Below are 24,360 nucleotides of genomic sequence, written 5' to 3'. Positions count from 1 at the left end.
CTCGTTTCTCACTCCTCTTCACTCACTCCTATGAACAAGTCCTTCCATCGTACCGACCGTGTTTCCGCACAGCTCCGCCGCGAGCTGGGTGCGCTGGTCCGCGCGGCGGTGCAGGAGCACGGACTGCCGTCGGTCAGCGTGTCGGACGTGGAGGTGACGCGCGACCTGGCGCACGCCAAGGTATTCGTCACCGCGCTGCAGGCGGAGCGCTCCGGCGAGGCGGTGAAGGGCCTGCGCGAGATCGCCGGCGAGATACGCTTCCGGCTGGCGCGCGCGGTGAACCTGCGCCACGTGCCGGAGCTGCATTTCCACTACGACGACTCGGTCGACCGTGGCGAGCGGATCGACAACCTGCTGCGCGACGACCATGGTGGGGATGCTGCCTGAACGTTAAAGCTGGTGGCCGGCAGCGGCAGTTGATCGCCGGTATCGGCGTCCGATGCCCGATAGGTGACAGTCGACAGCCGGAAGCGCCTTGTATCGTCATCCCGGCGCAAGCCGCGCCAGGCAACCGTATCCGTTGCGGTGAGGTCGGACCCGTCGCCACGGGCGGTGTCAATGAACAGCCGGGATCATCTGTTGACGTGGCTCCGGGAAACAAATGGATCCGCCTTCGCCAGGATGACGGCGCGGTAGCTTCTTGGCCATTCCCAAGTCCCAATCCAAGTGTCGGACCGGGTCCGAGTCCAGGTTTCAGGTTCCCATTTCCCGCGCCTCTACAATGAATAGATGACCCGCCGGCCACGCACACGCTTTCGCAAGCTCGACGGCATCCTGCTGCTCGACAAGCCGCGCGGACTGAGTTCGAACCAGGCGCTGCAGCGCGTCCGCCACCTGTTCCAGGCGGAGAAGGCCGGCCACACCGGCAGCCTCGACCCGCTGGCGACCGGCCTGCTGCCGGTGTGCTTCGGCGAGGCGACCAAGATCGCCGGCGGACTGCTCGGCGCGCGCAAGGCCTACGACACCGTGGCCAGGCTGGGCATCGTCACCGACACCGACGACGCCGAGGGGCAGCCGCTGCGCGAACGGCCGGTGCCGCTGCTGGACATTCCCATCCTCGACGCGGCGCTGACCGGCCTGACCGGCCGGATCCTGCAGCGTCCGCCGGTGTATTCGGCGCTCAAGCGCGGCGGCGAGCCGCTGTATGCCAAGGCGCGGCGCGGGGAGACGATCGAGGTCGAGCCGCGCGAGGTCGACGTGCACGCCTTCCGGTTGCAGTCCGCGGCAGACCTGCTCGACCGCGGCGAGCCGCTGCTGCGGCTGCATGTGGAGTGCGGGTCGGGGACCTACGTGCGCAGCCTGGTGCGCGACCTCGGCGAGGTGCTGGGCTGCGGCGCCCACGTCGCGGAACTGCGGCGACTCTGGGTGGATCCGTTCAGGGAGCCCCGGCTGTGGACCCTGGAAGCGCTGCAGGCGCTGGCCGAGCGCGGCCGCCATTGCCTCGATGCCTGCCTGCTGCCGATCGAAGCCGGCATGACCGCGTGGCCGGTGGTGGTCCTGAACGAGGAGCAGGCCCGGCGGCTCGCGTACGGCCAGGGCGTGGACGGCGGGTTCACGGCGCGCGGCGCGGTGGCGGCCTTCGATCGCGCCGGACGCGCCCTCGGGCTCGGCCAGGTCGACGAGTCGGGGCAGCTGCGCCCGCAGCGGCTGTTCGCCTGGGCCTGCAGCCAGCCGCCGGGGCCGCATTGAGCCTTGTCGCAAGGGCGGCCAGAGGTTACACTTTTGCGGCTTTTCCCAAGCATTTCACGCATTCATTCCAGCAAGCGGCGGGCCATGCGGTGCTTCGCCCGTGCCACTCGGCACGGTGCGCCGTTCCTGCAGGCCGCGCATCACAGAGGCGACACATGTCCATCGACACCAGCGAAATCATCGGCCAGCACAAGCGCGGCGACAACGACACCGGTTCCCCGGAAGTCCAGGTCGCGCTGCTGACCGCGCGCATCGCGCACCTCACCGAGCACTTCAAGACGCACAAGAAGGATCATCACAGCCGGCGCGGCCTGCTGCAGATGGTCAACCAGCGCCGCAGCCTGCTCGACTACCTGCACCGCAAGGATGCCGAGCGCTACAAGGCCCTGATCGGAAAGCTCGGTCTGCGCCGCTAAACGAACCCATGCCGCGGCGCAGCGATGCGCCGCGGTTTTGTTTTTCCGGCCTTCGGCCGTTGCCAACACCGCGGTGCAGGGATGCCACGCGCGGGACGGGAATCCCCCGGACCGTTCAACCGCGTCGGACGAGGTCTGCGGCGGTATCGATCGGGATGGGCCGGATGCCCGTTCCTGTCAGTCACCCTCCTGCGCCGCCCAGCGGCCACCCGGTCTGGACAGGGGTCCCGTCCGGTTCATCGTAAAGAGATCCAAGGAAATCAAACGTGTCGAAAGTTACCAAGAGCTTCCAGTACGGCAGTCGCACCATGACCCTCGAGACCGGCGAGATCGCCCGCCAGGCTGGCGGCGCGGTCATCGTGTCGGTCGACGGGACCACGCTGCTGGTCGCGGCGGTCGCCGCCAGGACCGAGCGTGAAGGCCAGAGCTTCTTCCCGCTGACCGTCGACTACCAGGAGAAGTTTTACGCCGGTGGCCGCATTCCCGGCGGCTTCTTCAAGCGCGAGGGGCGCCTGACCGAGAAGGAAACGCTGATCTCGCGCCTGATCGACCGCCCGATCCGGCCGCTGTTTCCGGACGAGTTCAGGAACGAGGTGCAGATCGTCGCCACGGTGATGTCGCTCAACCCCGAGGTCGACGCCGACATCCCGGCGCTGATCGGCGCATCCGCGGCGCTGGCGCTGACCGGCTGCCCGTTCCAGGGCCCGATCGGCGCCGCCAAGGTCGGCTACAAGGACGGCCAGTACCTGCTCAACCCCACCACCAGCGAGCTGCAGGACAGCGACCTGGAACTGGTGGTCGCCGGCACCAAGGACGCCGTGCTGATGGTCGAGTCCGAGGCCAAGGAGCTCTCGGAGGACGTGATGCTCGGCGCGGTGATGTTCGGTCACCGGGAGATGCAGGGCGCGATCGACGCCATCAACGAGCTGGTCGCCGAAGCCGGCAAGCCGAAGTGGGAGTGGCAGCCGCCGGCGCGCGACGGCTCGATGGTCGCGGCGCTACAGTCCGCGGTCGGCGACCGCCTGGAGCAGGCCTTCCAGATCCGCGACAAGCTGAAGCGCCGCGATGCGATCTCTTCGCTGAAGAAGGAAGTGTTCGAATCGCTTGCCGCACAGATCGAGGCCAACGGCTGGTCGCCTGCGGCGCTGTCCAAGGAATTCGGTGAACTCGAATACCAGACCCTGCGCAGTTCCGTGCTCGGCACCAAGGTCCGCATCGACGGCCGTGCGCTCGACACCGTGCGCCCGATCAGCAGCAAGGTCGGCATCCTGCCGCGTACCCACGGCTCGGCCCTGTTCACCCGCGGCGAGACCCAGGCGATCGTGGTCACCACGCTCGGCACCGCGCGCGACGGCCAGGTGATCGACGCGGTCGGCGGTGAGTACAAGGAGCACTTCCTGTTCCACTACAACTTCCCGCCTTATTCGGTCGGCGAAGCCGGTCGCATGATGGGACCGAAGCGCCGCGAGATCGGCCACGGCCGCCTCGCCAAGCGCGGCGTGCTGGCGGTGATGCCGACGATGGAAGCGTTCCCCTACACCATCCGCGTGGTCTCGGAGATCACCGAATCGAATGGCTCGTCCTCGATGGCTTCGGTCTGCGGCAGCTCGCTGGCGCTGATGGACGCCGGCGTGCCGATCAAGGCGCCGGTGGCGGGCATCGCCATGGGCCTGGTGAAGGAAGGCGACGAGTTCGTGGTGCTGTCCGACATCCTCGGCGACGAAGACCACCTCGGCGACATGGACTTCAAGGTGGCCGGCACCGCCGAGGGGATCTCGGCGCTGCAGATGGACATCAAGATCCAGGGCATCACCGAGGAGATCATGAAGGTCGCGCTGGCGCAGGCCAACCAGGGCCGCCAGCACATCCTCAAGGAAATGGGCAACGCGCTGACCGAGCCGCGTGGCGAGCTCAGCGAGTACGCGCCGCGCCTGCTGACCCTGAAGATCCACCCGGACAAGATCCGCGAGGTGATCGGCAAGGGCGGCTCCACGATCCAGGCGATCACCAAGGAGACCGGCACCCAGATCGACATCCAGGACGACGGCACCATCGTCATCGCCTCGGTCAACGCCGCCGCCGCGCAGGCCGCCAAGGACCGGATCGAGCAGATCACCTCGGACGTCGAGCCGGGCCGGATCTACGAGGGCAAGGTGGTCAAGATCATGGACTTCGGCGCGTTCGTCACCATCCTGCCGGGCAAGGACGGCCTGGTCCACGTCTCGCAGATCTCCAGCGAGCGCGTGGAGAAGGTCTCCGACAAGCTCAAGGAAGGCGACGTGGTCAAGGTCAAGGTGCTGGAGGTCGACAAGCAGGGCCGCATCCGCCTGTCGATGAAGGCCGTGGAAGAAGGCGAGGGCGTGTCGGCGGAGTGATTCGCCGCCGCCGTCGTGCAAGCTGAAAAAGCGGGCTTCGGCCCGCTTTTTCCGTTTCCGCGCTTCATTCCACGCTGACGCCGGGAACCGAACCGTCCTTGCCCTTGATCCCGCCGCCGACGCGCTCCCACCACTGCCGGTGTTCGTCGCTCGCCAGATAGTCGGCGAAGCCCACGGCGGTCATCGCTTCCGGCGAATAGTCGGTGCGGCCCTGCGCCAGCAGCGCGCACATCGCCCGCAGCATCGGCATCGAGGGCACCGCCTGCTCGAGGAACAGGAACTGCCCGGCCTGGTTGACCTCGAGGAAGTGCGCTTCGCCCGACGCGTCGACCGCCAGGTCGACGCAGCCGAACACGATGCCGAGTTCGCGCATCAGGCGCTGCAGCCGACCGTCGTAGCCGGCCGGGAGTTCGGCCGGCCGGGCCTGCATGGTGCTGGCGAGCGAAGCGATCCGCCAATCGATGAAATCGCCCTGCGGCGGCGAGTCCAGGCGGACCGCGAACGAGCATTCGCCGATGATCGTCACCCGCACGTCGTAGCGCTTGTGAACCACCGCCTGGTAGATGCCGGGACACTGGCGCAGGCTGGCATCGTCGCGCAGCATTTCCGCGTCGACGATCCGCGCATAGGTGCTGAACATCTTGCCGCTCGCCGCGTCCTGCCAGGAGTGGGTCTGGAACGGCTTGTACACCACGCGGCGATGGGCCCCGGCGAAGCGCCTGATCTCGGCCGGGTCCGACGACATCAACGTCGCCGGGAAACGCAGGCCCGCGCGTCGCGCCGCGCAGAGCTGCACCATCTTGTTCTCGGCATCGATCGCCGCCGACGGACGGTTCACCCACAGCGCATCGGTGAGTCCTGAGGCCAGCGCATGCACGTTGTTGGCGAAGCGAGCCCATTCGTTGCGCAGGAACGGCAGGTCCGCCTCCAACGCCCGTGGGAAGGATTCCGGATTGCGCGGCCTGCGGAACCAGACGCTGCCCACCCCCGCGTCGGCCGCACCGCCCGTTGCCCGCAGGCCCGATTCCGCATCGCAGCACATCGATAGCGGCGGCATCGCCGGATCCGCCCAGGAGTCGATCCAGCGCGGCGAAAGGCCATGTTTTCGCAGACCCCAGCAGACGGCGGCGGCGTGGATATCGTGGGCGAGGGCGGACAGGATCAGCGGCTGGCGATCAGGCATGGGCGACGGTGGGGCGGTCGAGGGGAGGGGGCGGCATCGGATGCGGGCGGCGTCCGGCCGCAGGATGCCTTGACGAAACACGCCCCGCAGATGCGGGGCGTGTTTGCCTTGACGGGTGCCGCCCAGGGCGGCAGTCGGGCCGACCGCGCGGGATCATCCTGACGAAAGCGGCCCGTTCGTGCCGGTGCTTCGAAGCCGGCCCGTGCCGGATTCAGACGCCGGGATCGGACGGATCGTCGCCGTTGGGGCCGGTCGCATGGGTGGTATCGCCCTTGCCGCCGGCGATGGCGGCGATCTCGTCCTGTGTCAGTTCGCGCGCAACCTGACGCGCAAACGGGCGGGTGGCGTCGGTCGTATCGGCGGTCACCGTTTCGGCTTGATGCTTCATAGGGAACTCCTTGGTCACGGAAAGATGGGATGGAACGACGGCCGTGGAGCGGCATTGTCCGCGTCACGGCCCTGCGGCAGGGACGGCACGTTGCCCGGTGCCCGGGCAGGCGTGCCGTCCGATGCTCGATCCGGATCCGGAGGGACCCGGGACGGGACGATGGAATCGAACGATGGCGTCTGGAGCTTCTCCGCCATCGCCCGCTGGTGCGGGCGATCGATCGCTTCCACCGGCTCTCCGGAATCCGGTCGTGTCTTCCCGGACTCCGGCATCGATCCGATGCTAGCCGATCGCGCGCACGGGTCTGTTACCGCCGTCTTATTTCGAGCGTGCGCTTGCGGATCGTTCATCCGTATCGGCCCATTCACCGCCATCGGACGGAACGATGCGGCCGTCGCGCAGGGCGATCACGCGATCCGCGCTGCGGATCGTCTCGGGCCGATGGGCGATGACGATGCGCGTGATCGACATCGCGGAAACATGGTGATTGATCGCACGCTCACGCGCCACGTCGAGATGGCTGGTGGCCTCGTCCAGCAGCAGGATCGACGGCTCGCGGTACAGCGCCCGTGCCAGCAGCACGCGCTGCTTCTGTCCTCCGGACAGCGCCGAGCCCATGTCGCCGACCAGGGATTCGTATCCCATCGGCATCGATACGATGTCGTCGTGGATCTCGGCCGTGCGCGCCGCGGCCTGGATGCGCTCGGCGGTGGCGTCGCCGTCGAAGAAGGCGATGTTGTCGGCGATCGAGCCGGCGAACAGCGCATCCTCCTGCATGACGGCGCCGAACCGGTCGCGATACTGCGCAAGACCGTAGCGCTCGATGTCGATGCCGTCGATGCGGATGCGGCCTTCGGCCGGGCGCATCAGTCCCAGCAGCAGCTTGGCCAGCGTGGTCTTGCCGCAGCCGGAAGGGCCGACGATCGCCACGCATTCGCCCGGCTCGATGCGCAGCGAGCAGTTCCGGAGTACCCAGGGATCGTCCTCGGCATAACGGAAGCCGACGTCCTCCACCTCGATCCGTGCGGCCGGCACGGGGCCGGCGTACCCGCTATCCAGATGCGCCTCGGGCGGTTCCAGCGCGATGTCGGCGATGCGCGCGCCGTGCATCTCCAGCAGCCGCAGTTCGACCAGCTTGTCGATCAGGCTGCCGCCGCGCACGGCGAACAGCTCGGCGTAGACGACGAAGACCACCAGCATGCCGGCGGTGAATTCGCCGCGCAGGGTCAGCCAGGCGCAGATCCAGATCAGCGCGATGCGCTGCAGGCCGAAGATCAGCTTCGACAGCGAGGCGAACGTCGCGGCGACCCGGTTGATCGCCGCTTCGCGATTGGCCACCTCGATGGTGGCGTTGGCCATCCGTGCCCTGCGTTCGGCCTGGCGGTTGGCGAGCTTGATCGTCTGCACGCCCTCGATCGATTCGATCATCTGGCTCTGCTGGCGGCCGATATGCACCAGCTGCTCCTCCTTCAGCTGCCGCAGGCGCCGGTAGCTGATCCAGCGCAGCAGCGTGTAGAGCGCGAAGGCCGCCAGCACCAGCAGCGTCAGCGGCGGGCTGTAGGCGAGCAGCAGCACCAGCACCAGCAGTACGGTCAGGCCGTCGAGAATGCCTTCGATGAAGCTGCCGGTCAGGGTCTGCTGGATCGACTGCACCGACAGGAAGCGCGACAGCACGCCGCCGACGCTGCGCTTCTCGAAGAACTCCAGCGGCAACCGCAGCAGATGGCCGAAGAGATTGCCGATCCATTGCGCATTGAGCGAAGCGCCCAGGTCGGCGACGAGCCAGCCGCGCATGATCGCGATCGCGGCCTGGAACAGCACCACCAGGCTGAAGCCGATCCCGATCAGGGTCAGCAGTCCGAGGTCGGCCGAGACCAGCACCAGATCGATCACCCACTGCAGCGCCAGCGGCAGGGCCAGCGTGAACAGCTCCAGCGCCAGGGCAAGCAGCAGCACCTGCACCGCGGCGCGGCGTAGCCCGAACACCTGGCCGACCAGGGCGCGCAGCGACAGCCGGCGGCGCTCGCGCACGGGCGCGAACGAAGGCGAGGGCGTCAGCTCGAGCACGACGCCGGTGAAATGGCGGCCGAATTCCTGCAACGACATCGTGACCGCACCGCGCGCCGGATCGTGGATCTCGACCCGGTTGCCGCGGATCCGCCGCAGCACGACGAAATGGTTGAGGTCCCAGTGCAGGATGCACGGCGTGCGGATGTCGCGCAGGTGCCCGACCTCGGCACGCAACGGACGCGTGTCGAAGCCGAGGTTGCCGGCGATCGCGATCAGCCGCGACAGCCCGGTGCCCTTGAGCGAGATCGGGAAACGCCGTCGCAGCCCGGCGAGGTCGACGTCGTGGCCGTGGTAGCGCGCGATCATCGCCAGGCAGGCCAGCCCGCACTCGGCGATCTCGTTCTGCTGGATCACCGGTAACCGCCGGGCCGTCGCGTCGTTGCCTCGGGTCATCATGGCCGTCCCGACGGCGCCGCTTCGGTATCGCCGTCGCCCAGCGGCGCCAGCACCAACCGGTACAGGCGCCGGCGCTCGAGCAGCAGGTCCGCATCCAGGCGCATGCCCACGCGCAGGGGCAGGGCGCGGTCGCCGGTGGTCACGTCCTGCCGGTCGAGCGCCGCCAGCACCCGATAGACCGGTCCGTCGAGGTCGATGCCCGTCCGCGTCCTCACTTCGTCCGGAGCGAACGTGCTGCCGGCGATCTCGACGATGCGGCCGTACCGTTGCCCATGGGTCTGGTACGGGAAGGCGTCGTACCGAAGCGCGACCCGGTCGCCCGGGGACAGGGGGCCGACGGCGCGCGACGGCACCCAGAGTTCGGCAAGCAGTCGTGCCTGCCGCGGCACGATCGACAGCAGGCGCTGGCGCTCCGCGATGGCCTGGCCGGCATCCGCCGCAAGGCCCGAGACGGTGCCGGGCCCCGGGGCGAGGACCAGGACCGAGCGCTGTGCCTGGTTGCGCACCAAGGACTGTTCGATCTCGGCGAGCGAATGCTCGACCGCGCTGCGTCGCTCGCGGTTTCGCAGCGGCAGCTCGTCGAGCTCCTGACGGGCCTGGGCCAGGTCGCGCTCGACTTCGAGCCGGGTCCGCCGCGCCAGTTCGCGCTGCGCTTCGGTGCCGAGCGCCTGCTCCTCGTACTGCTGCAGCTGCACTTCGGAGACGATCTGCTGCTCCGTCAGCGGTTGCAGGCGTTCCAGCATGCGCCGCGCCCCTTCCGCCTGCCTGCGCCTGAGTTCGAACTCGGCATCGGCCGACGCCAACTGGTGCCGCAGCGACTCGATGCGCCGGGTCAGCGCATCGCGCTGCCGCGGCACCGCGTTTTCCATTTCGGCAAGGTCCCGCTGCAGGCGGAGGTGCCGGCGGTCGAGACCGGCGGCAAGCTGTTCGCCGACCGGTCCGTCGGACTGCGGCGTGTGGATGTCCGGCGAGATCTCGAGCAGCGGTTGTCCGCGCGTCACCGCATCGCCCTCGGCGACGAAGCGGCGGACCAGCACGCCGGCGGCCGGTGCGGCCACCGTCTGCAGGCCACCCTCGGGTACCAGCCGGCCCTGCACGCGCTCCTTCCGGGTATAGCTTCCGAACGCCAGGATCAGCAGCAAGGCGAGCATCGCCAGTGCGGCGACCACGGTCATCGGCCAACCCAGCCTCGACGTCGACAGGTGCACGCTGCCGAGCCAGTCCTGCCTGCGGGCTTCCAGTACTTCGTCGCGGAACAGGCCTTCGACCATGCAGGCCTCAGCTCCGCGCAGGTTCGCGTGCCGGCGCCCGTGGCGCGCGGGTCCGGCATGTGCTGTGCAGCGCCTCGATCACGGCTGGGGCCGTCCTCCACTGGCAGGCCCGACATCATAGGCGATCGCATTCTCGCGTTGCGGCCATGCGATGGCCATTGCCGCTGCATCGCGGCAGCGACCATCGGCTGACGTGTTCGATGTCCCGGTAGTCACGATTCGTATAGTTGACGTACATCGCGAATATATCGTCGGCGGCATTCCCCTGGGTTTGACCAACGGCGCAGAACGGTGTTCCAGGCACCACGCCAATACGCGTTGAAACGTTACATCGTGCCTTGCGATCCGATCGACCTGACATCACGGCTCTGCGCGCACGCGGAGCGATCGATGCTGCTGCTAGCATGGTGCCCCTTTTGCTGGAGGCGTGTCGATGAAAGCGTGGCGTGCGGGTCGGGTGCTGTTCGGGCTGGTGCTGTTGTTGCCGGCCTTGGCGCTGGGGCAGGCGGCGGCGTCCGACCCGGCCTCGGGCGATGAAGGCGCGGTGGTCGAGTCGCTCCTGGCGCGGATGACGCTGGAGGAGAAGCTCGGCCAGCTGACCCAGTCCCGCGGCCGCGGCAGCGATACCGGCCCGCGCGTTCCGGAAGGCGGCGAGGCGCAGATCCGGGCAGGGCAGATCGGATCGTTCCTGGGCGTCTACGGCGCCGACTACAGCCGGCAGATGCAGCAGGTGGCGGTGGAGGAGTCGCGTCTCGGCATCCCGTTGCTGTTCGCGCACGACGTGATCCATGGCTTCCGCACCACCTTCCCGGTGCCGCTGGCGGAGGCGGCGAGCTTCGATCTCGAGGCGGTGGAGAACGCCGCGCGCATCGCCGCGGTGGAAGCGACCGCGCACGGGCTGCACTGGACGTTCGCGCCGATGGTGGACATCGCGCGCGATCCGCGCTGGGGACGGATCGTCGAGGGCGCGGGCGAGGATCCCTACCTGGGTTCGCGGATGGCCGAGGCGCGCGTGCGCGGTTTCCAGGGCACCGATCTCACCGCGCCCGACACGCTGCTCGCCACCGCCAAGCATTTCGTCGCCTACGGCGGCGCCGAAGGCGGCCGCGACTACAACACCGTCGACGTGTCCGAGCGCACCCTGCACGAGGTCTACCTGCCGCCGTTCAAGGCCGCCGTCGCGGCCGGGGTGCAGTCGATCATGCCGGCGTTCAACGAGGTCGCCGGCGTGCCGATGCACGCCCATCGGCCGCTGATCGAGACGCTGCTGCGCGAGCAGTGGGGCTTCGACGGCGTGCTGGTCAGCGACTACAACGCGGTCCAGGAATTGATGCAGCACGGCGTCGCCGCGACCCGCACCGACGCCGCCATCCTCGGGCTCGAGGCCGGGGTCGACATCGACATGGTCAGCGGCATCTATCTCGAGGACGTGGCGGAGGCGGTGCGCGACGGCCGCCTGGACGAAGCCCTGGTCGACGCTTCCGTGCGCCGCGTGTTGCGCGCCAAGTACCGGCTCGGCCTGTTCGACGACCCGTACCGCTACAGCGATCCCGCACGCGAGGCGGCGATGACGCTCACCCCGGCGCACCGCGAGGCCGCGCGCGAGCTGGCGCGCAAGTCCTTCGTGCTGCTGAAGAACGACGGCGACACCCTGCCGCTGTCGAAGCGGCTGCGCACGGTGGCGGTGATCGGCCCGCTGGCGGACGACCGTCGGCAGATGCTGGGCAACTGGGCCGCCGCCGGCCGTCCCGAGGATGCGGTCACGCCGCTGGACGGCATCCGCGCCGCGCTCGGGCCGGATGTGCGCGTGCTGCATGCACAGGGCGCGGAGATCGACGGCGACGACGTGTCCGGCCTGGACGAGGCGGTGCGCATCGCGCGCCAGGCCGATGCGGTGATCCTGATGCTCGGGGAGGACCAGGAGATGAGCGCCGAGGCCAACAATCGCACCACGCTCGACCTGCCCGACGTGCAGGAGGAGCTGGCGCAGGCGGTGCAGGCGACCGGCAAGCCGGTGGTGGCGGTGCTGTTCGGCGGCCGCCCGCTGTCGGTGAACTGGCTGCACGACAACGTGCCGTCGATCCTGATGGCGTGGTTCCCTGGCGTGGAGGCCGGGAACGCACTGGCCGACGTGCTGTTCGGCGATCACGCCCCCAGCGGCAAGCTGCCGGTGACCTTTCCGCGCAACGTCGGCCAGGTGCCGATCCACTACAACCACAAGAACACCGGGCGCCCGCCCGATGCGGAGGACAAGTACACCTCGAAGTACCTCGACGTGCACTGGACGCCGCTGTATCCGTTCGGCCATGGCCTGACCTACACCCGCTTCCGCTACGACGATCTGCGGGTGAAGACGCCGCGCATCGGCCGTGGCGAAGCGGTCGACGTGGAGGTCACGGTGACCAACGCCGGCGGCCGCGCCGGCGACGAGGTGGTGCAGCTGTACCTGCGCGACGATGTCGCCAGCTTCACCCGCCCGGTGAAGGAACTGCGTGGCTTCCAGCGCGTGACGTTGCAGCCGGGTGAAAGCCGCACGCTGCGGTTCCGGCTGGAGCCCGAGGCCATGGCGCTGCTCGACGCCGACCTGCGCCCGGTGGTGGAACCCGGAACGTTCACCGTGTTCGCCGGCGGCAGCTCGGCCGAGACCAGCGAGACCACGTTCGAGGTGGTGGCGGATTGAACCGCTCCCCCGGCAAGCCCCGAGGCTCCCTCTCGCGTAGAGCGGAGCTTGCTCCGCTGCCCCGGGCTCCGGAGCCGCATAGCGGAGCAAGCTCCGCTCTACACCCAGCCGGTCGCGTAGAGCGGAGCTTGCTCCGCTGCCCCGGGCTCCGGAGCCGCATAGCGGAGCAAGCTCCGCTCTACGTCCAACCGGTCAGATAATACAGCCCGATCACCGCGAACACCGTCAGCGTGCTGATCACCGTGATCGCGAAGATGTCGCCGTAGGATTGTCGATGGCTGAGCCCGGTGACCGCGAGCAGGGTGATCACCGCGCCGTTGTGCGGCAGCGTGTCCATGCCGCCGGAGGCCATCGCCGCGACCCGGTGCAGGACATCCATCGGGATCCCGGCGGCCTCGGCGTTGGCGATGAAGCTCTCCGACATCGCCGCCAGCGCGATGCCCATGCCGCCCGAGGCCGAGCCGGTGATGCCGGCCAGCGCGGTCACCGTGACCGCCTCGTTGACCAGCGGGTCGGGGATGCCGTTGAGGGCATTGGCCACCATCAGGAAACCCGGCAGCGCGGCGATCACCGCCCCGAAGCCGTACTCGGACGCCGTGTTCATCGACGCCAGCAACGCGCCGCCGATGGCCGCGCGGGTGCCCTCGGCGAATCGCCGGGTCACCGGCTTCCAGGCCAGCAGCAGCACGCTGAGGATGCCGATCAGCAATGCGCCCTGGACCGCCCAGATCGCCGTCACCCGCGAGACCTCCTGTACCACCGGGGCGGCCTCGCCCATCACCGCCGGCACGAACGCGTGGCTGTCGCCGTACAAGCGCGGGATCAGCACGGTGAACAGCTTGTTGGCCACGCCCACCAGCACCAGCGGCAACACCGCCAGCAGCGGGTGCCGGAGATGCCCGCCGATGAAGGCCTCGGGCTCGTTGCGCAGCTCGGTGCCGTAACCCTCGCCGGCGACCACCGCGCGGCGGCGGCGCCACTCCAGGTACAGCATGCCGAAGGCGAAGATCAGCACCGAGCCGACCGTGCCCAGCACCGGTGCCGCCCACGAGTCCGTGCCGAAGAACGCCGTCGGGATGATGTTCTGGATCTGCGGCGTGCCCGGCAGCGCCATCATGGTGAAGGTGAACGCGCCGAGCGCGATCGTGCCCGGGATCAGGCGCTTGGGAATCTCGCTCTGGCGGAACAGCTCCGAGGCGAACGGATACACCGCGAACACCACCACGAACAACGACACGCCGCCGTAGGTGAGCAGCGCGCAGACCACCACGATAGACAACAGCGCGCGCTGCGGCCCGAACAGGCGGATGGTCGCGGCCACGATCGACTTGGAGAAGCCGGACAGTTCGATCAGCTTGCCGAACACCGCGCCGAGCAGGAACACCGGGAAGTACAACTTGAGGAAGCCGGCCATCTTCTCCATGAACAGGCCGGTGAACATCGGCGCCACCAGGGTCGGATCGGTCAGCAGCACCGCGCCCATCGCCGCCACCGGCGCGAACAGGATCACGCTGTGGCCGCGGTAGGCGACGTACATCAGGAAGCTCAGCGCGCCGAGCACGATCAGCAGGGCCATCGCAGGTCCGGTTGCGGAAATGCCGGCGGCCAGTGTGGCCGGCCGCCCGCGGACGGCCCATTGTCCGAAGGTACGATGCCCGCCGCGGTGCGTTCTACCTAAGCTTCTCCCCGGCGGCGACCGGCCGCCCGCATTGCCATATCCGCGAGGGGAGCCCGATGAAGCGCGCCACGATCCAGCACACCGCCTTGAGCCTCGCGATCGCCTTCGGGCTGTCGTCGCCTGCTGCTGCGTTTGCCCAGCAATCCGCCCAGCAGGCCGTTGGAGCGGCCGCCCGGGCGGAGCCCACCACGCTCGATGCCATCACGGTCACCGCGCGCAAGCGCGAAGAGACCCTGCAGGACGTGCCGGTCGCGGTCACCGCGTTCACGCCGGAGACGCTCGACAAGCTCAACATCCAGGATATCGGCGACCTTGATGCGCAGGTGCCGAACCTGACGATCTACGCCGCGCGCGGCTCCACCAGCACCGCCACGGCCTACATCCGCGGCATCGGCCAGGCCGATCCGCTGTGGGGCGTCGATCCGGGCGTGGGCATCTATCTCGACGACGTCTACATCGCCCGCCCGCAGGGCGCGCTGCTGGACGTATTCGACATCGGTCGCATCGAGGTGCTGCGCGGGCCACAGGGCACGTTGTACGGCAAGAACACCATCGGTGGCGCGATCAAGTACATCGGCCGCGAGCTGCCCACGGAGCTCGACGGCTTCGCACAGGTCACGGTCGGCAACTACAACCAGCTCGACGTCAAGGGCGGCATCGGCGGCCCGATCGGCGGCAGCGAGGCGCTGCGCGCACGGCTGTCGCTGGCCAGCATGAACCGCGACGGCTTCGGCACCAACCGGGAGAACGGCCAGGAGGTCAGCGACAAGGAGATCAACGCCGCGCGCTTCCAGCTCGGCGCCTTCGCCAGCGAGCAGTTCGACGTGCAGTTCGCGCTCGACTACATGGACGACCAGTCCGGCGTGCGCGGCGCCCGGCTGCTGGCGCCGAACCCGCTGGCGCCGGCCTATCCGCCGCTCGACGACCGCTACGACATCCGCAGCGGCATGCCCAACGTCAACGACACCGAGATGAAGGGCGCATCGGCCACGCTCAACTGGCGGCCGAACCTGGACTGGGCGTTCAAGTACATCGTCGCCAAGCGCGAGTCCGACACCGAGACCAACATCGACTTCGACGAGACCCCGCTGCAGCTGGTCGACGTGCTCGCCTTCTACAGCGACAGCCAGGTCAGCCACGAGCTGCAGGCCAACTTCGACGGCGGCGGCCGCGCGCGCGGCGTGATGGGCTTCTACTACTTCGACGGCGAGGCCGGCGGCCAGGTGCTCAACCGCTTCGAGAATCCGCTGCTGCCGCCATCGCTGACCAACCCGCTGTTCGGCGATACCCAGGGCAAGGTATTCACCGAAAGCTACGCGTTGTACGCCGACTGGACCTTCGATCTCAGCGAGCGTCTCAAGCTCGACGTCGGCGCGCGCTATACCGACGAGGACAAGCATGCCATCGCCCTCAACCGATTCTACACCGACGACACCTACGCCACGTCATGGGGCACGGCCGCCAATTTCGACAAGACCGTGAACTTCAAGAACGTCTCGCCGAAGGTGTCGCTGGACTACGAGGTGACGCCGGACATCATGGTATACGGGCTCGCCTCGCGCGGATTCAAGTCCGGCGGCTACAACATCCGCGCCAACACCACGTCGATCCCGCGTTCCGGCGAGCCGTTCGACGACGAGCAGGTCGACAGCTACGAGATCGGCAGCAAGATGGCGCTGCTCGACCAGCGCCTGTTCCTCAACCTGGCGTACTTCCACAACAAGTACAAGGACATCCAGCTGTCGGTGTTCACGTCCTACACGCTGCCCGACGGCAGTTCCAGCTTCTTCGGCGACTTCACCAATGCCGGTCGCGGCACCGTGCAGGGCGTGGAGGTGGAATACCAGTTCCTGCCGACGGCCAACTGGCTGGTCAGCGGCAACCTGTCGTGGCTGGACGCGAAGTACGACGAGTTCATCAGCGGCGGCGTCGATGTCGCCGACACGCAGGAGTTCACCAACGCCCCGGAGTTCTCCGGCGCGCTGAACGTGGAGTACCGCACCGATCTGGCCAACAGCGGCAATCTCTCGGCGCGGGTCGGCTACAGCTACCAGTCGGAAGTGTGGCCGACCACCGACCTGAGTCCGGCGATCCGGCAGGGGGGTTACGGGTTGGTCGGTGCCGGCGTGATCTGGCGCATCGACGATGCCTGGTCGCTGTCGCTGCAGGGCAGCAACCTGGCCGACGAGGAATACCGCACCACCGGCTACAACATCGCCTCCTATGGGGTACTGACCGGGTTCTACGGCGCGCCGCGGCAGTACAGCCTGAGCGCGCGCTACGAGTTCTGAGCAGGTCGCAAATGCGCCGCTGCGCTATGCTCGCCTGCGTGACGAACGCGGGCCGGGACGAGATGGGGCAGGGGACCGAATGCGAACCTGAGCGCCGATGCTGAGCGTCGGCGTGGTGGTGCTCGCGGCCGGGCTATGGCTGGGGCTGATGTTCGCCGCGGCGCTGTTCGGCGAGCGGCATCCGGGCGTGTTCGCGAAGCACTGGCGGCACGTGTATGCGCTGTCGCTGGCGGTGCACTGCACTTCGTGGACCTTCTACGGCACGGTCACCCAGGCGGCGCGCTACGGCTGGCCGCTGCCGCCGACCTTCCTCGGCGCGATCGTGTTCTACACGGTCGCGTTCGCCTTCATGACGCGGCTGGTGCGACTGGCGCGCGAGAGCAACGCCACCTCGCTTGCCGACCTGATCGCCACCCGCCTGGGCAAGGACGCGTGGCTGGCGGCCACCATCACCCTGGTCGCGGCGCTCGGGCTGATCCCCTACATCGCGCTGCAGCTCAAGGCGGTGGCGATGAGCTTCGCGACGCTCACCGGGACCGCGGCCGGCGATCTGACCGAAGTGCCGCCGTGGCGCGACAGCGCGCTGTACGTGGCATTGGCGATGGCCCTGTTCACCATGCTGTTCGGCACCCGGCGCGCCAGTGCCGCCGAGCACAACCGCGGCCTGGTGCTGGCGATGGCGTTCGAGTCGCTGTTCAAGCTGGCGGCGATGCTGGCGCTGGGCGCGTTCGTCTGGTTCGCGCTGGATCCGTTGCCGAGCGTGCCGGCGCCGCCGCCGCAGGATGTCGGCGGATTCGTGCCGCTGGTCTTGCTGGGCGGGCTGGCGATGTTCATCCTGCCGCACCAGTTCCACGTCGCGGTGGTGGAATGCCGCGACGAACGCGACGTGCGCACGGCGCGCTGGCAGTTCCCGCTGTACCTGCTGCTGATCGCGATTCCGGGCCTGCCGCTGGCGCATGCCGGCATGGCGCTGCTCGACGATGGCGTGCCCTCGGACATGTACGCGCTGGCGGTGCCGCTGTCGCAGGGCGGCGAGGGGATCGCGCTGTTCGCGTTCCTCGGCGGGTTGAGCGCGGCGACCGGCATGGTGATCGTCAGCACCCTGACCCTGAGCCTGATGATCGGCAACCACTGGTTCGCGCCGGGCCTGCTGCGCGGGGCGTGGTCGCGCGGGCAGGGCGACGATCATCGCGGCGGCCTGTTGCTGCTGCGCCGTGCCGGCATCGTCGTGATCATGCTCCTGGCCTGGGCCTACAGCCGCCTGGTCGGCGACAGCGATGCGCTGGCGGACATCGGCGCGGTGTCGTTCTCGGCGCTGGCGACGTTGGCGCCGGCGCTGGCGTTCGCGGTGTGGCGGCCGCAGACCTCCGCGCGCGCGGCGACCACCGGGGTGCTGGCGGCGTTCGCGGTCTGGGCCTGGGTGATGCTGGTACCGGCGTTCGCGCGCGCCGATGCCGCGTGGCTGGCCGCTGGCCCGCTCCGACTGGAGTGGCTGGCGCCGGATGCGTTGTTCGGCCTGACCGGCTGGAGCCGGCTGGGACGTGCAGTCGGGGCGACGCTGTTCACCGGCACCCTGGCCACGGTGCTGGTCGCGGCGCTGGACCGACGCGAACGGAGCGGCCCGCATCGGCGCGCCGACTTGCGGACGCTGCGCAACGCCGGGCGCCGGTTCCTGCCCGAGCACCTGGTCGATGCGCTGCTGCAGGACGCCCCGTCCGAAGGCCCGGTGCCGGCGGCGCTGGAATCGAGCATGGAGCGCGAACTGTCGGCGGTGCTCGGCAGCGCCTCGGCGCGGCTGCTGCTGGATGCGGCCCGACGCGAAGCCGGGCCGGACCTCGACACCGTCGCCGCGATCGTCGGCGAGGCGTCACAGGACCTGCGCTTCAATCAGCGCGTGCTGGAAGCGGCGCTGGAGAACATGAGCCAGGGCATCAGCGTGGTCGATGCCGAACTGCGGCTGGTGGCCTGGAACGCGCGCTATGCCGAACTGTTCGGTTACCCGCCGGACCTGCTGCGCGTGGGCGTGCCGGTGGCGGACCTGGTGCGCTTCAATCTCGATCGCGGCCTGCTCGGCGCGGTCTCGCTGGAGGACGAGCTGCGCAAACGCCTGCGACACATGCGCGCGGGCACGCCGTACGTCGCCGAGCGCCGTTTCCCCGACGCGGGTGCGCCCGGCGGCAGTGTCGTCGATGGCATCACCGTCGAAGGCATCACTGTAGAAATCCGCGGCAACCCGATGCCCGGCGGCGGCTTCGTCGCCACCTTCACCGACGTCACCGCCTTTCGCAGCACCGAGCACGCGCTGCGCACCGCCAACGAGACCCTCGAGCAGCGCGTGGCCGAACGCACCGCCAGTCTCGACCAGGCGCGGCGCGAGGCCGAGCGCGCCAACGACGCCAAGAGCCGCTTTCTCGCCGCGGTCGGACACGACCTGCTGCAGCCGCTGCATGCCGCGCAGCTGTTCACCGACTCGCTCGCGCAACAGCTCGACGACGCGTCGCGCCGCGGCCAGCTGCGGCAGATCCGCGGTGCGCTCGATTCCACCAGCGACCTGCTGACCGGGCTGTTCGACATGTCGCGGCTCGAGGCGGGCGGCCTGGCGCCGCAGCCGCGCGAGTTCCCGCTGTCCGAAGTGCTCGATCCGCTGGCCTCCGAATTCCGCGTGCTGGCGTCGGAGCAGGGGCTCGACTTCCGCTACCGGCCGACGCAGGCATGGACGCGCAGCGATCCGCAGTTGCTGCGCCGCGCGCTGCAGAACTTCCTGGCCAATGCCGTGCGCTACACCCGGTCCGGCGCGATCCTGCTGGGCGTGCGCCGCGAAGGCGGCGCGCTGCGGGTGGAGGTCCACGACACCGGGCCGGGCATCCCGGCGCCGCAGCGCGCGCCGATCTTCGAGGAGTTCCGTCGCGGCGAAGGCGTCGGCGGGCAGGGGCTCGGCCTCGGCCTGGCGATCGCCGACCGGATCGCACGGCTGCTGGCGGCGCCGCTGGGGCTGCGCAGCGAAGTCGGGCGCGGCACCGTGTTCTCGCTCACGCAGCCGCGGATACCGGCTCGGGAAGGGCTACCGATGGGTGCCGCGCGTCACGCACTGTCCGGTACGCGGGTGCTGGTGGTCGACAACGATGCCGACGCGCTCGAGGCACTGGCCGGATTGCTGCGCGGCTGGGGCTGCACGATCGCCGCAGCCGCCGGCGGCACGGCCGCGGCGGATGCGATGCGGGCCGATCCGGCTGCACTGTGGCTGTTCGACTACCACCTCGACGACGGCGACACCGGCGTTCGCCTGCATGCACGGCTGGCCGCGCACTTCGGGCCGCGGCCGACGCTGATCCTGAGCGCCGACGATGGCAGCGGCCTCCGCCGCGACGTGCTCGACAACGGCCTGGCGCTGTTGAACAAGCCGGTGCGGCCGCTGGCGTTGAAGTCGGTACTGGATCGCCTGCTGGCGCGGCGGGGTTGAGAGAACCGGGCGTCGTTTCTCCGGCGGACAGCAGTTCCGACTCCCTCGCTCGTCATCCCAGCGGAAGCTGGGATCCATTTTGCTTTTTTCGCGATCTCCGTGATGGATCCCAGCTTGACCAGCCATTCGGCTGTTGAAAGCCGCTGGGATGACGAGCAAAGGCGTTACGCTTTCCCGATTCCCGATTCCCGATTCCCGATTCCCGATTCCCGATTCCCGATTCCCGATTCCCGATTCCCGATTCCCGATTCCCGATTCCCGATTCCCGATTCCCGATTCCCCAGGCTCCCGCTCCCCGGCTCCCTTACAATCGCGCCTTTCGCGTCCAAGCCAACGTCATGCCCTACACCCCGATCGTCGCCACCCTCGGCTACGTGCTGTCGCCGGATCGCCGCGAGGTGCTGCTGATCCACCGCAACGCCCGCGACGACGACCACCATCTCGGCAAGTACAACGGCCTGGGCGGCAAGCTCGATCCGGACGAGGACGTGGTGACGGGTATGCGCCGCGAGATCCGCGAGGAGGCCGCCATCGAGTGCGAGGAACTGCAGCTGCGCGGCACCATCAGCTGGCCCGGATTCGGCAAGGCGGGCGAGGACTGGTTCGGCTTCCTGTTCCTGGTGACGCGCTTCAGCGGCACGCCGCTCGCCAGCAATCCGGAGGGGACGCTGGAATGGGTGCCGGTCGAACGCATCCTGGAACTGCCGCTATGGGACGGCGACCGCCATTTCCTGCCACTGGTGTTCGACGCCGACCCGCGCGCCTTCCACGGCGTCATGCCCTATCGCGACGGCGGCATGCTGTCGTGGACGTACTCGCGCATCTGAGCCGGGGATGGGCGCATGGGCCCGGCGGCATCTCCGTAGGAGCGCGCCATGCGCGCGATGCCGCGGGTGTCGACAGAATCCGGCGGATGCCACGATTCTGGACCGGCAGGCGCGCCGATCGCCGGAATTTGCGGGCGGCGAAATGCTCGCGGCATCGCGCGCATGGCGCGCTCCTACGGGGGGGATGGAGGTTATCCAGCGGCGCCCGATGAATCCGCGGGGCCGGTGCGGTGTGCTCAGTCCGCGAAGCTCCGGGCCGGCGAATAATCGGTCGCCCGCAACGTGCGCTCCTCGATCTCGCCGACGAACCGGCCGTGCTCGCGCCCGGTCTGGCGCTTGATCTCCGCCCACTCCTCGTCGGCCATGAACCGCTCCCAGCTGTCGCGCATGGTCCGTTCGTCCGGCCATTCGAGCAGGTAGACGAACTCGAGCCGGTCCTCGCGCCGCGATTCCCATATCGCGACGATCTCGAAGCCGTACTTTTCCATGAGGCGCGCGGCGTGGTCGCGGAACCGGTCGTGGAACGCATCGCGGGTGTCGTCGAAGATCTCGTAGATGCGCAGTTGCTGGATCGGCCCGGCCTGTTGCACGGCGGCGCCGGCGGAAAGCGGCGCCACGACGAGCATGAGCGGGGCGAGGATGCGCGCAAGGGAACGCAGGAATCGGGGTGCGGAAAACACGGTTGGCATCGGCGGGCTCCGGTCGGGGAGGGTGCGATGCCGGAGACTATCATTGTGTCGGCGAAGTTCCCGTTCGCGATTCGTCTGCCCGATCCGCGACATCGGGTTCGACCCGCCGCGCGGGATCACCGATCTCCAGCTCGCGCAGGATCACGCCCGCGTGCGTGCGGTTGCGGACACCGAGCTTTTCGAAGATCGCCGACAGGTGCGCCTTCACCGTGCGCTCCTGCACGTCGAGGCGATCGGCGATCTGCTTGTTGAGCAGCCCCTGCGCGACCAGGGTGAGCACGCGGAACTGCTGCGGGGTGAGGCTGGCCAGGCGCGCGGCGAGATCGGCATCGTGCGGCAGCGAGTCGGCGCGCTCCACCGGACCGCGCAGCGCCGGCGGCAGCCACTGCTCGCAGGCGAGCACGCTGCGGATGGCCTGGCGCATCTCGTCCAGGCCGGCGCTCTTGGGAATGTAGCCGGCGGCGCCGTGGTCGAGCGCACGGCGGATCACCTGCGGATCCTCGTTGGCCGAAACCAGCGCCACCGCCACCGCCGGGAACTGCGCGCGGATCGCGGCCAGCCCCGCCAGGCCGTGGTTGCCGGGCATGTGCAGATCGAGCAGGACCAGGTCGATGTCGCTGCGTGCATCGAGCACGGCGATGACGCCGTCGAAGGTGTCGGCTTCCTCCACGTGCATGTCGGCCACGGCTTCCGCCGCCGCGCCGCGCAACGCGGCGCGGAACAGCGGGTGGTCGTCGGCGATCAGCAGGATCGGCATGGACGGATTGTAGGAGAGCCGCCTGGCACGCGGAACACGCACGTAGGAGCGCCCCATGGGCGCGATGCCGCGGATGCTGGAATTGCCCGGATGAAAATCGACCCGGGCGCCTTTTGGACTAAGCTCAGGGCGACGCGCCTGCAGCCGGATACCCGCGGTATCGCGCCCATGGCGCGCTCCTACGAGAGCGTGCAGGTGTACCAAAGTACGATGCCGGTGCCGGTCGCCGCTGCTAAGGTCGGCGGCATGAGCCGAAATCCCGCGAATACCGTCGTCCTGGCCGCTGCCGTGCTGCTGGCTGCCTGCGCCACCGGCCAGCAACGCGCATCATCGGAGCCCGCCATGTTCACCGACCGGCACGCCAGCACGCACCGTGACAGCGACGACCTGCTCAGCGCCGGGCTCGGGCTCGGCGGCCTGCGCGCGATGGCGGCGCCGGCATTCGCCGATCCGGAGCGGTCGACCGCGGCCGAACGGCGCCGCCGTGCGATCTGGAGCAACTGGCGCGGCATCGCCGACCTGGTGCCGGGCGGCGGTTACGGCGATGTCTACGGCAGCGTCGCGGCCGTGCCCGGTCGCGAGTTCCACGCCCTGGCCACGCTGCCCGGTGCGCGCCATCCGCACCGCGTACTGCTGCAGTTGCCGGACGACTTCGACGCCGGGCGCCGCTGCGTGCTGGTGAGCGCCTCGTCCGGCTCGCGCGGCATCTACGGCGCGATCGCGGTCGCGGGCGCCTGGGGACTGCCGAAGGGCTGCGCGGTGGCGTACACCGACAAGGGTGCAGGCAGCGACTACTTCGATCTCGACGCCGGGCTCGGGATTGGTGCGGACGGCGCCGTCGTTCCGCGCGGGCAGGCAATGGCGTTCGCACCGGACGCGCCGGCGTCGGCATCGGGCGTCGCCTTCAAGCATGCGCATTCGCAGGACAATCCCGAGGCCGACTGGGGTCGCCACGTGCGCCAGGCGGCCGAGTTCGCCCTGCGCACGCTCGACGAGGCGCTGCCGCAGGCGGCGCCGTTCACCTTCGACAACACCCGCATCATCGCGGTCGGTATCTCCAACGGCGGTGGTGCGGTCCTGCGCGCGGCGGAACTGGACGGCGACTGGCTCGATGCCGTGGTCGCCGGCGCGCCGAGCGTGCTGTCCGGCGGCGACGGCGCGCGCGCCCTGTACGACTACACCACCGAAGCCGCGCTGCTGATGCCATGCGCGCTGGCGCACCTGGACGACCTGCCGCAGTCGCCGTTCACGGCCGTGAACCAGCCGCAGCGCGTGCCGCGCTGCGCCGCCTTGAAGCAGGCCGGCCTGGTCGACGGCGACGACACCGCCGCGCAGGCGCGTTCGGCCTGGCAGCGGCTGCGCGACGTCGGTTGGAGCGAGGCGGCGATCCGCGCCGGAACGCTTTCGGTGGAGTTCGACCTGTGGCGCGCGGTGGCGGTGACCTACGCCTCGGCCTACGGTCGCTACCGTGCCGGGGAGCATCCCTGTGGTTTCGGGTTCTCCGCGCAGAACGCCGATTTCACGCCGCGCGCCGCCACCGCGGCCGAGCGCGGCGCCTGGTGGAGCGACGCCAGCGGCATTCCGCCGGGCGCGGGCGTCGGCATCGTCGATCCCCGGCTGGCGCCGCCCGATCCGACTCTCCCGGGCCTGCAATGCCTGCGCGCGCTCTGGGACGGCAACGGCGCCGATGCCGACCGCGTCCGCGAGGGCGTGGAGGCGGTGCGCGCCGGCCTGCCGCGCGCGGGGCTGCCGGTGCTGGTGGTCCACGGCCGCGACGACGGCCTGATCCCGCTCGCCTTCAGCAGCGCGCCCTATGTCGCCGCGGCGCGGTCCGCCGGGCGCGACGTCCGCTTCTGGCAGGTGCGGAACGCGCAGCATTTCGACGCGTTCCTCGGGCTGCCGGACTACGGCGTGCGCTACGTGCCGCTGCTGCCGTACGTGTACGCGGCGCTCGACCGGGTGGCGGCGCACCTCGATGGCGAGGGTGCGCTGCCGGCCGATGCCGTCATCGAGGCCAGGCCGCGGAAGGCCGGCGAACCCATGGCTGCAGGAGCGCTGGCGATCCCCTGATCGCAGCGATGCACCCCGTTCCGAATGTGGGAGTGGCGGCGGCATGTCGTCGCCGGGAAGTCGCGACCCGCTGTCGCCGAAAGCGTCGCGACTTCCGTCGCTCCCACACTGGCGATTCCT

The 24,360-nt window shown here is 69.3% G+C and carries 16 protein-coding genes; 9 read left to right on the top strand and 7 right to left on the bottom strand.

All coding sequences use genetic code 11. The features are described from left to right. The first annotated feature begins 30 nt into the window (after nucleotides 1-30). The 4 genes from rbfA (at nucleotide 31) to pnp (ending at nucleotide 4,480) form a co-directional block, all read left to right on the top strand. Nucleotides 31-387, top strand: coding sequence for a 30S ribosome-binding factor RbfA (gene rbfA / locus AB5T46_RS14525; protein ID WP_370564737.1), 357 nt, complete (start codon nucleotides 31-33; stop codon nucleotides 385-387). Nucleotides 388-729: 342 nt separating this feature from the next. Beyond that, the gene (gene truB / locus AB5T46_RS14520) at nucleotides 730-1,689 is read left to right on the top strand and encodes a tRNA pseudouridine(55) synthase TruB (protein ID WP_370564736.1); all 960 of its coding nucleotides are present in this window, start codon (nucleotides 730-732) and stop codon (nucleotides 1,687-1,689) included. Between the two features lie 155 nt (nucleotides 1,690-1,844). Further along, on the top strand, nucleotides 1,845-2,105 hold the full coding sequence (gene rpsO / locus AB5T46_RS14515) for a 30S ribosomal protein S15 (RefSeq protein ID WP_370564734.1): 261 nt from the start codon (nucleotides 1,845-1,847) through the stop codon (nucleotides 2,103-2,105). A gap of 266 nt (nucleotides 2,106-2,371) precedes the next feature. Beyond that, complete coding sequence (gene pnp / locus AB5T46_RS14510) at nucleotides 2,372-4,480, top strand: polyribonucleotide nucleotidyltransferase (RefSeq protein ID WP_370564733.1); 2,109 nt, start codon at nucleotides 2,372-2,374, stop codon at nucleotides 4,478-4,480. 64 nt (nucleotides 4,481-4,544) lie between these two features. Here pnp and AB5T46_RS14505 read toward each other — a convergent pair whose 3' ends face one another. The 4 genes from AB5T46_RS14505 to AB5T46_RS14490 all read right to left on the bottom strand — a co-directional run bounded on the left by AB5T46_RS14505 (nucleotide 4,545) and on the right by AB5T46_RS14490 (nucleotide 9,788). After that, nucleotides 4,545-5,663, bottom strand: coding sequence for a hypothetical protein (locus tag AB5T46_RS14505; RefSeq protein ID WP_370564732.1), 1,119 nt, complete (start codon nucleotides 5,661-5,663; stop codon nucleotides 4,545-4,547). Between the two features lie 211 nt (nucleotides 5,664-5,874). Then, nucleotides 5,875-6,051: a hypothetical protein gene (locus tag AB5T46_RS14500; protein WP_370564731.1), complete on the bottom strand. Its 177-nt coding sequence runs from the start codon at nucleotides 6,049-6,051 to the stop codon at nucleotides 5,875-5,877. Between the two features lie 318 nt (nucleotides 6,052-6,369). Next, a complete protein-coding gene (locus AB5T46_RS14495; protein ID WP_370564730.1) occupies nucleotides 6,370-8,514 on the bottom strand; it encodes a peptidase domain-containing ABC transporter in 2,145 nt (714 codons plus the stop codon). Further along, nucleotides 8,514-9,788: an HlyD family secretion protein gene (locus AB5T46_RS14490; protein ID WP_370564729.1), complete on the bottom strand. Its 1,275-nt coding sequence runs from the start codon at nucleotides 9,786-9,788 to the stop codon at nucleotides 8,514-8,516. The genes AB5T46_RS14495 and AB5T46_RS14490 overlap by 1 nt, the downstream gene beginning before the upstream one ends. A 433-nt stretch (nucleotides 9,789-10,221) precedes the next feature. Here AB5T46_RS14490 and AB5T46_RS14485 point away from each other — a divergent pair, with 433 nt between their 5' ends. After that, complete coding sequence (locus AB5T46_RS14485; protein WP_370564728.1) at nucleotides 10,222-12,468, top strand: glycoside hydrolase family 3 N-terminal domain-containing protein; 2,247 nt, start codon at nucleotides 10,222-10,224, stop codon at nucleotides 12,466-12,468. A 178-nt stretch (nucleotides 12,469-12,646) separates the two neighbouring features. Here AB5T46_RS14485 and AB5T46_RS14480 read toward each other — a convergent pair whose 3' ends face one another. Beyond that, a complete protein-coding gene (locus tag AB5T46_RS14480) occupies nucleotides 12,647-14,044 on the bottom strand; it encodes a GntP family permease (protein ID WP_370564727.1) in 1,398 nt (465 codons plus the stop codon). A 158-nt stretch (nucleotides 14,045-14,202) separates the two neighbouring features. On the opposite strand from AB5T46_RS14480, the gene AB5T46_RS14475 reads away from it, so the two are divergent. The 3 genes from AB5T46_RS14475 to AB5T46_RS14465 all read left to right on the top strand — a co-directional run bounded on the left by AB5T46_RS14475 (nucleotide 14,203) and on the right by AB5T46_RS14465 (nucleotide 20,724). Continuing rightward, nucleotides 14,203-16,437: a TonB-dependent receptor gene (locus AB5T46_RS14475; RefSeq protein ID WP_370564726.1), complete on the top strand. Its 2,235-nt coding sequence runs from the start codon at nucleotides 14,203-14,205 to the stop codon at nucleotides 16,435-16,437. A gap of 97 nt (nucleotides 16,438-16,534) precedes the next feature. Then, on the top strand, nucleotides 16,535-19,897 hold the full coding sequence (locus tag AB5T46_RS14470) for a hybrid sensor histidine kinase/response regulator (protein WP_370564725.1): 3,363 nt from the start codon (nucleotides 16,535-16,537) through the stop codon (nucleotides 19,895-19,897). Nucleotides 19,898-20,235: 338 nt separating this feature from the next. After that, on the top strand, nucleotides 20,236-20,724 hold the full coding sequence (locus AB5T46_RS14465; RefSeq protein WP_370564724.1) for an NUDIX hydrolase: 489 nt from the start codon (nucleotides 20,236-20,238) through the stop codon (nucleotides 20,722-20,724). A gap of 236 nt (nucleotides 20,725-20,960) precedes the next feature. On the opposite strand, the gene AB5T46_RS14460 is transcribed toward AB5T46_RS14465, so the two are convergent. Beyond that, on the bottom strand, nucleotides 20,961-21,413 hold the full coding sequence (locus AB5T46_RS14460) for an NIPSNAP family protein (RefSeq protein WP_370564723.1): 453 nt from the start codon (nucleotides 21,411-21,413) through the stop codon (nucleotides 20,961-20,963). Nucleotides 21,414-21,453: 40 nt separating this feature from the next. Next, nucleotides 21,454-22,170, bottom strand: a complete 717-nt coding sequence (locus AB5T46_RS14455; protein ID WP_370564722.1) for a response regulator — start codon at nucleotides 22,168-22,170, stop codon at nucleotides 21,454-21,456. Nucleotides 22,171-22,338: 168 nt separating this feature from the next. Here AB5T46_RS14455 and AB5T46_RS14450 point away from each other — a divergent pair, with 168 nt between their 5' ends. Beyond that, entirely contained in the window at nucleotides 22,339-24,240 is a 1,902-nt protein-coding gene (locus AB5T46_RS14450) for a 3-hydroxybutyrate oligomer hydrolase family protein (RefSeq protein WP_370564721.1), read from the top strand. Nucleotides 24,241-24,360 lie beyond the last annotated feature (120 nt).

Origin of the sequence: Luteimonas salinilitoris, assembly GCF_041300785.1 — a bacterium.
GTDB lineage: Bacteria > Pseudomonadota > Gammaproteobacteria > Xanthomonadales > Xanthomonadaceae > Luteimonas > Luteimonas salinilitoris.
This window is presented reverse-complemented; position numbering and strand designations above follow the sequence as displayed.

Coding starts and splice junctions, on each gene's coding strand:
- rbfA (WP_370564737.1), top strand. CDS start 31: ATGAACAAGTCCTTCCATCGTACCGACCGTGTTTCCGCACAGCTCCGC.
- truB (WP_370564736.1), top strand. CDS start 730: ATGACCCGCCGGCCACGCACACGCTTTCGCAAGCTCGACGGCATCCTG.
- rpsO (WP_370564734.1), top strand. CDS start 1,845: ATGTCCATCGACACCAGCGAAATCATCGGCCAGCACAAGCGCGGCGAC.
- AB5T46_RS14505 (WP_370564732.1), bottom strand. CDS start 5,663: ATGCCTGATCGCCAGCCGCTGATCCTGTCCGCCCTCGCCCACGATATC.
- AB5T46_RS14500 (WP_370564731.1), bottom strand. CDS start 6,051: ATGAAGCATCAAGCCGAAACGGTGACCGCCGATACGACCGACGCCACC.
- AB5T46_RS14495 (WP_370564730.1), bottom strand. CDS start 8,514: ATGACCCGAGGCAACGACGCGACGGCCCGGCGGTTACCGGTGATCCAG.
- AB5T46_RS14490 (WP_370564729.1), bottom strand. CDS start 9,788: ATGGTCGAAGGCCTGTTCCGCGACGAAGTACTGGAAGCCCGCAGGCAG.
- AB5T46_RS14485 (WP_370564728.1), top strand. CDS start 10,222: ATGAAAGCGTGGCGTGCGGGTCGGGTGCTGTTCGGGCTGGTGCTGTTG.
- AB5T46_RS14480 (WP_370564727.1), bottom strand. CDS start 14,044: ATGGCCCTGCTGATCGTGCTCGGCGCGCTGAGCTTCCTGATGTACGTC.
- AB5T46_RS14475 (WP_370564726.1), top strand. CDS start 14,203: ATGAAGCGCGCCACGATCCAGCACACCGCCTTGAGCCTCGCGATCGCC.
- AB5T46_RS14470 (WP_370564725.1), top strand. CDS start 16,535: ATGCTGAGCGTCGGCGTGGTGGTGCTCGCGGCCGGGCTATGGCTGGGG.
- AB5T46_RS14465 (WP_370564724.1), top strand. CDS start 20,236: ATGCCCTACACCCCGATCGTCGCCACCCTCGGCTACGTGCTGTCGCCG.
- AB5T46_RS14460 (WP_370564723.1), bottom strand. CDS start 21,413: ATGCCAACCGTGTTTTCCGCACCCCGATTCCTGCGTTCCCTTGCGCGC.
- AB5T46_RS14455 (WP_370564722.1), bottom strand. CDS start 22,170: ATGCCGATCCTGCTGATCGCCGACGACCACCCGCTGTTCCGCGCCGCG.
- AB5T46_RS14450 (WP_370564721.1), top strand. CDS start 22,339: ATGGCGCGCTCCTACGAGAGCGTGCAGGTGTACCAAAGTACGATGCCG.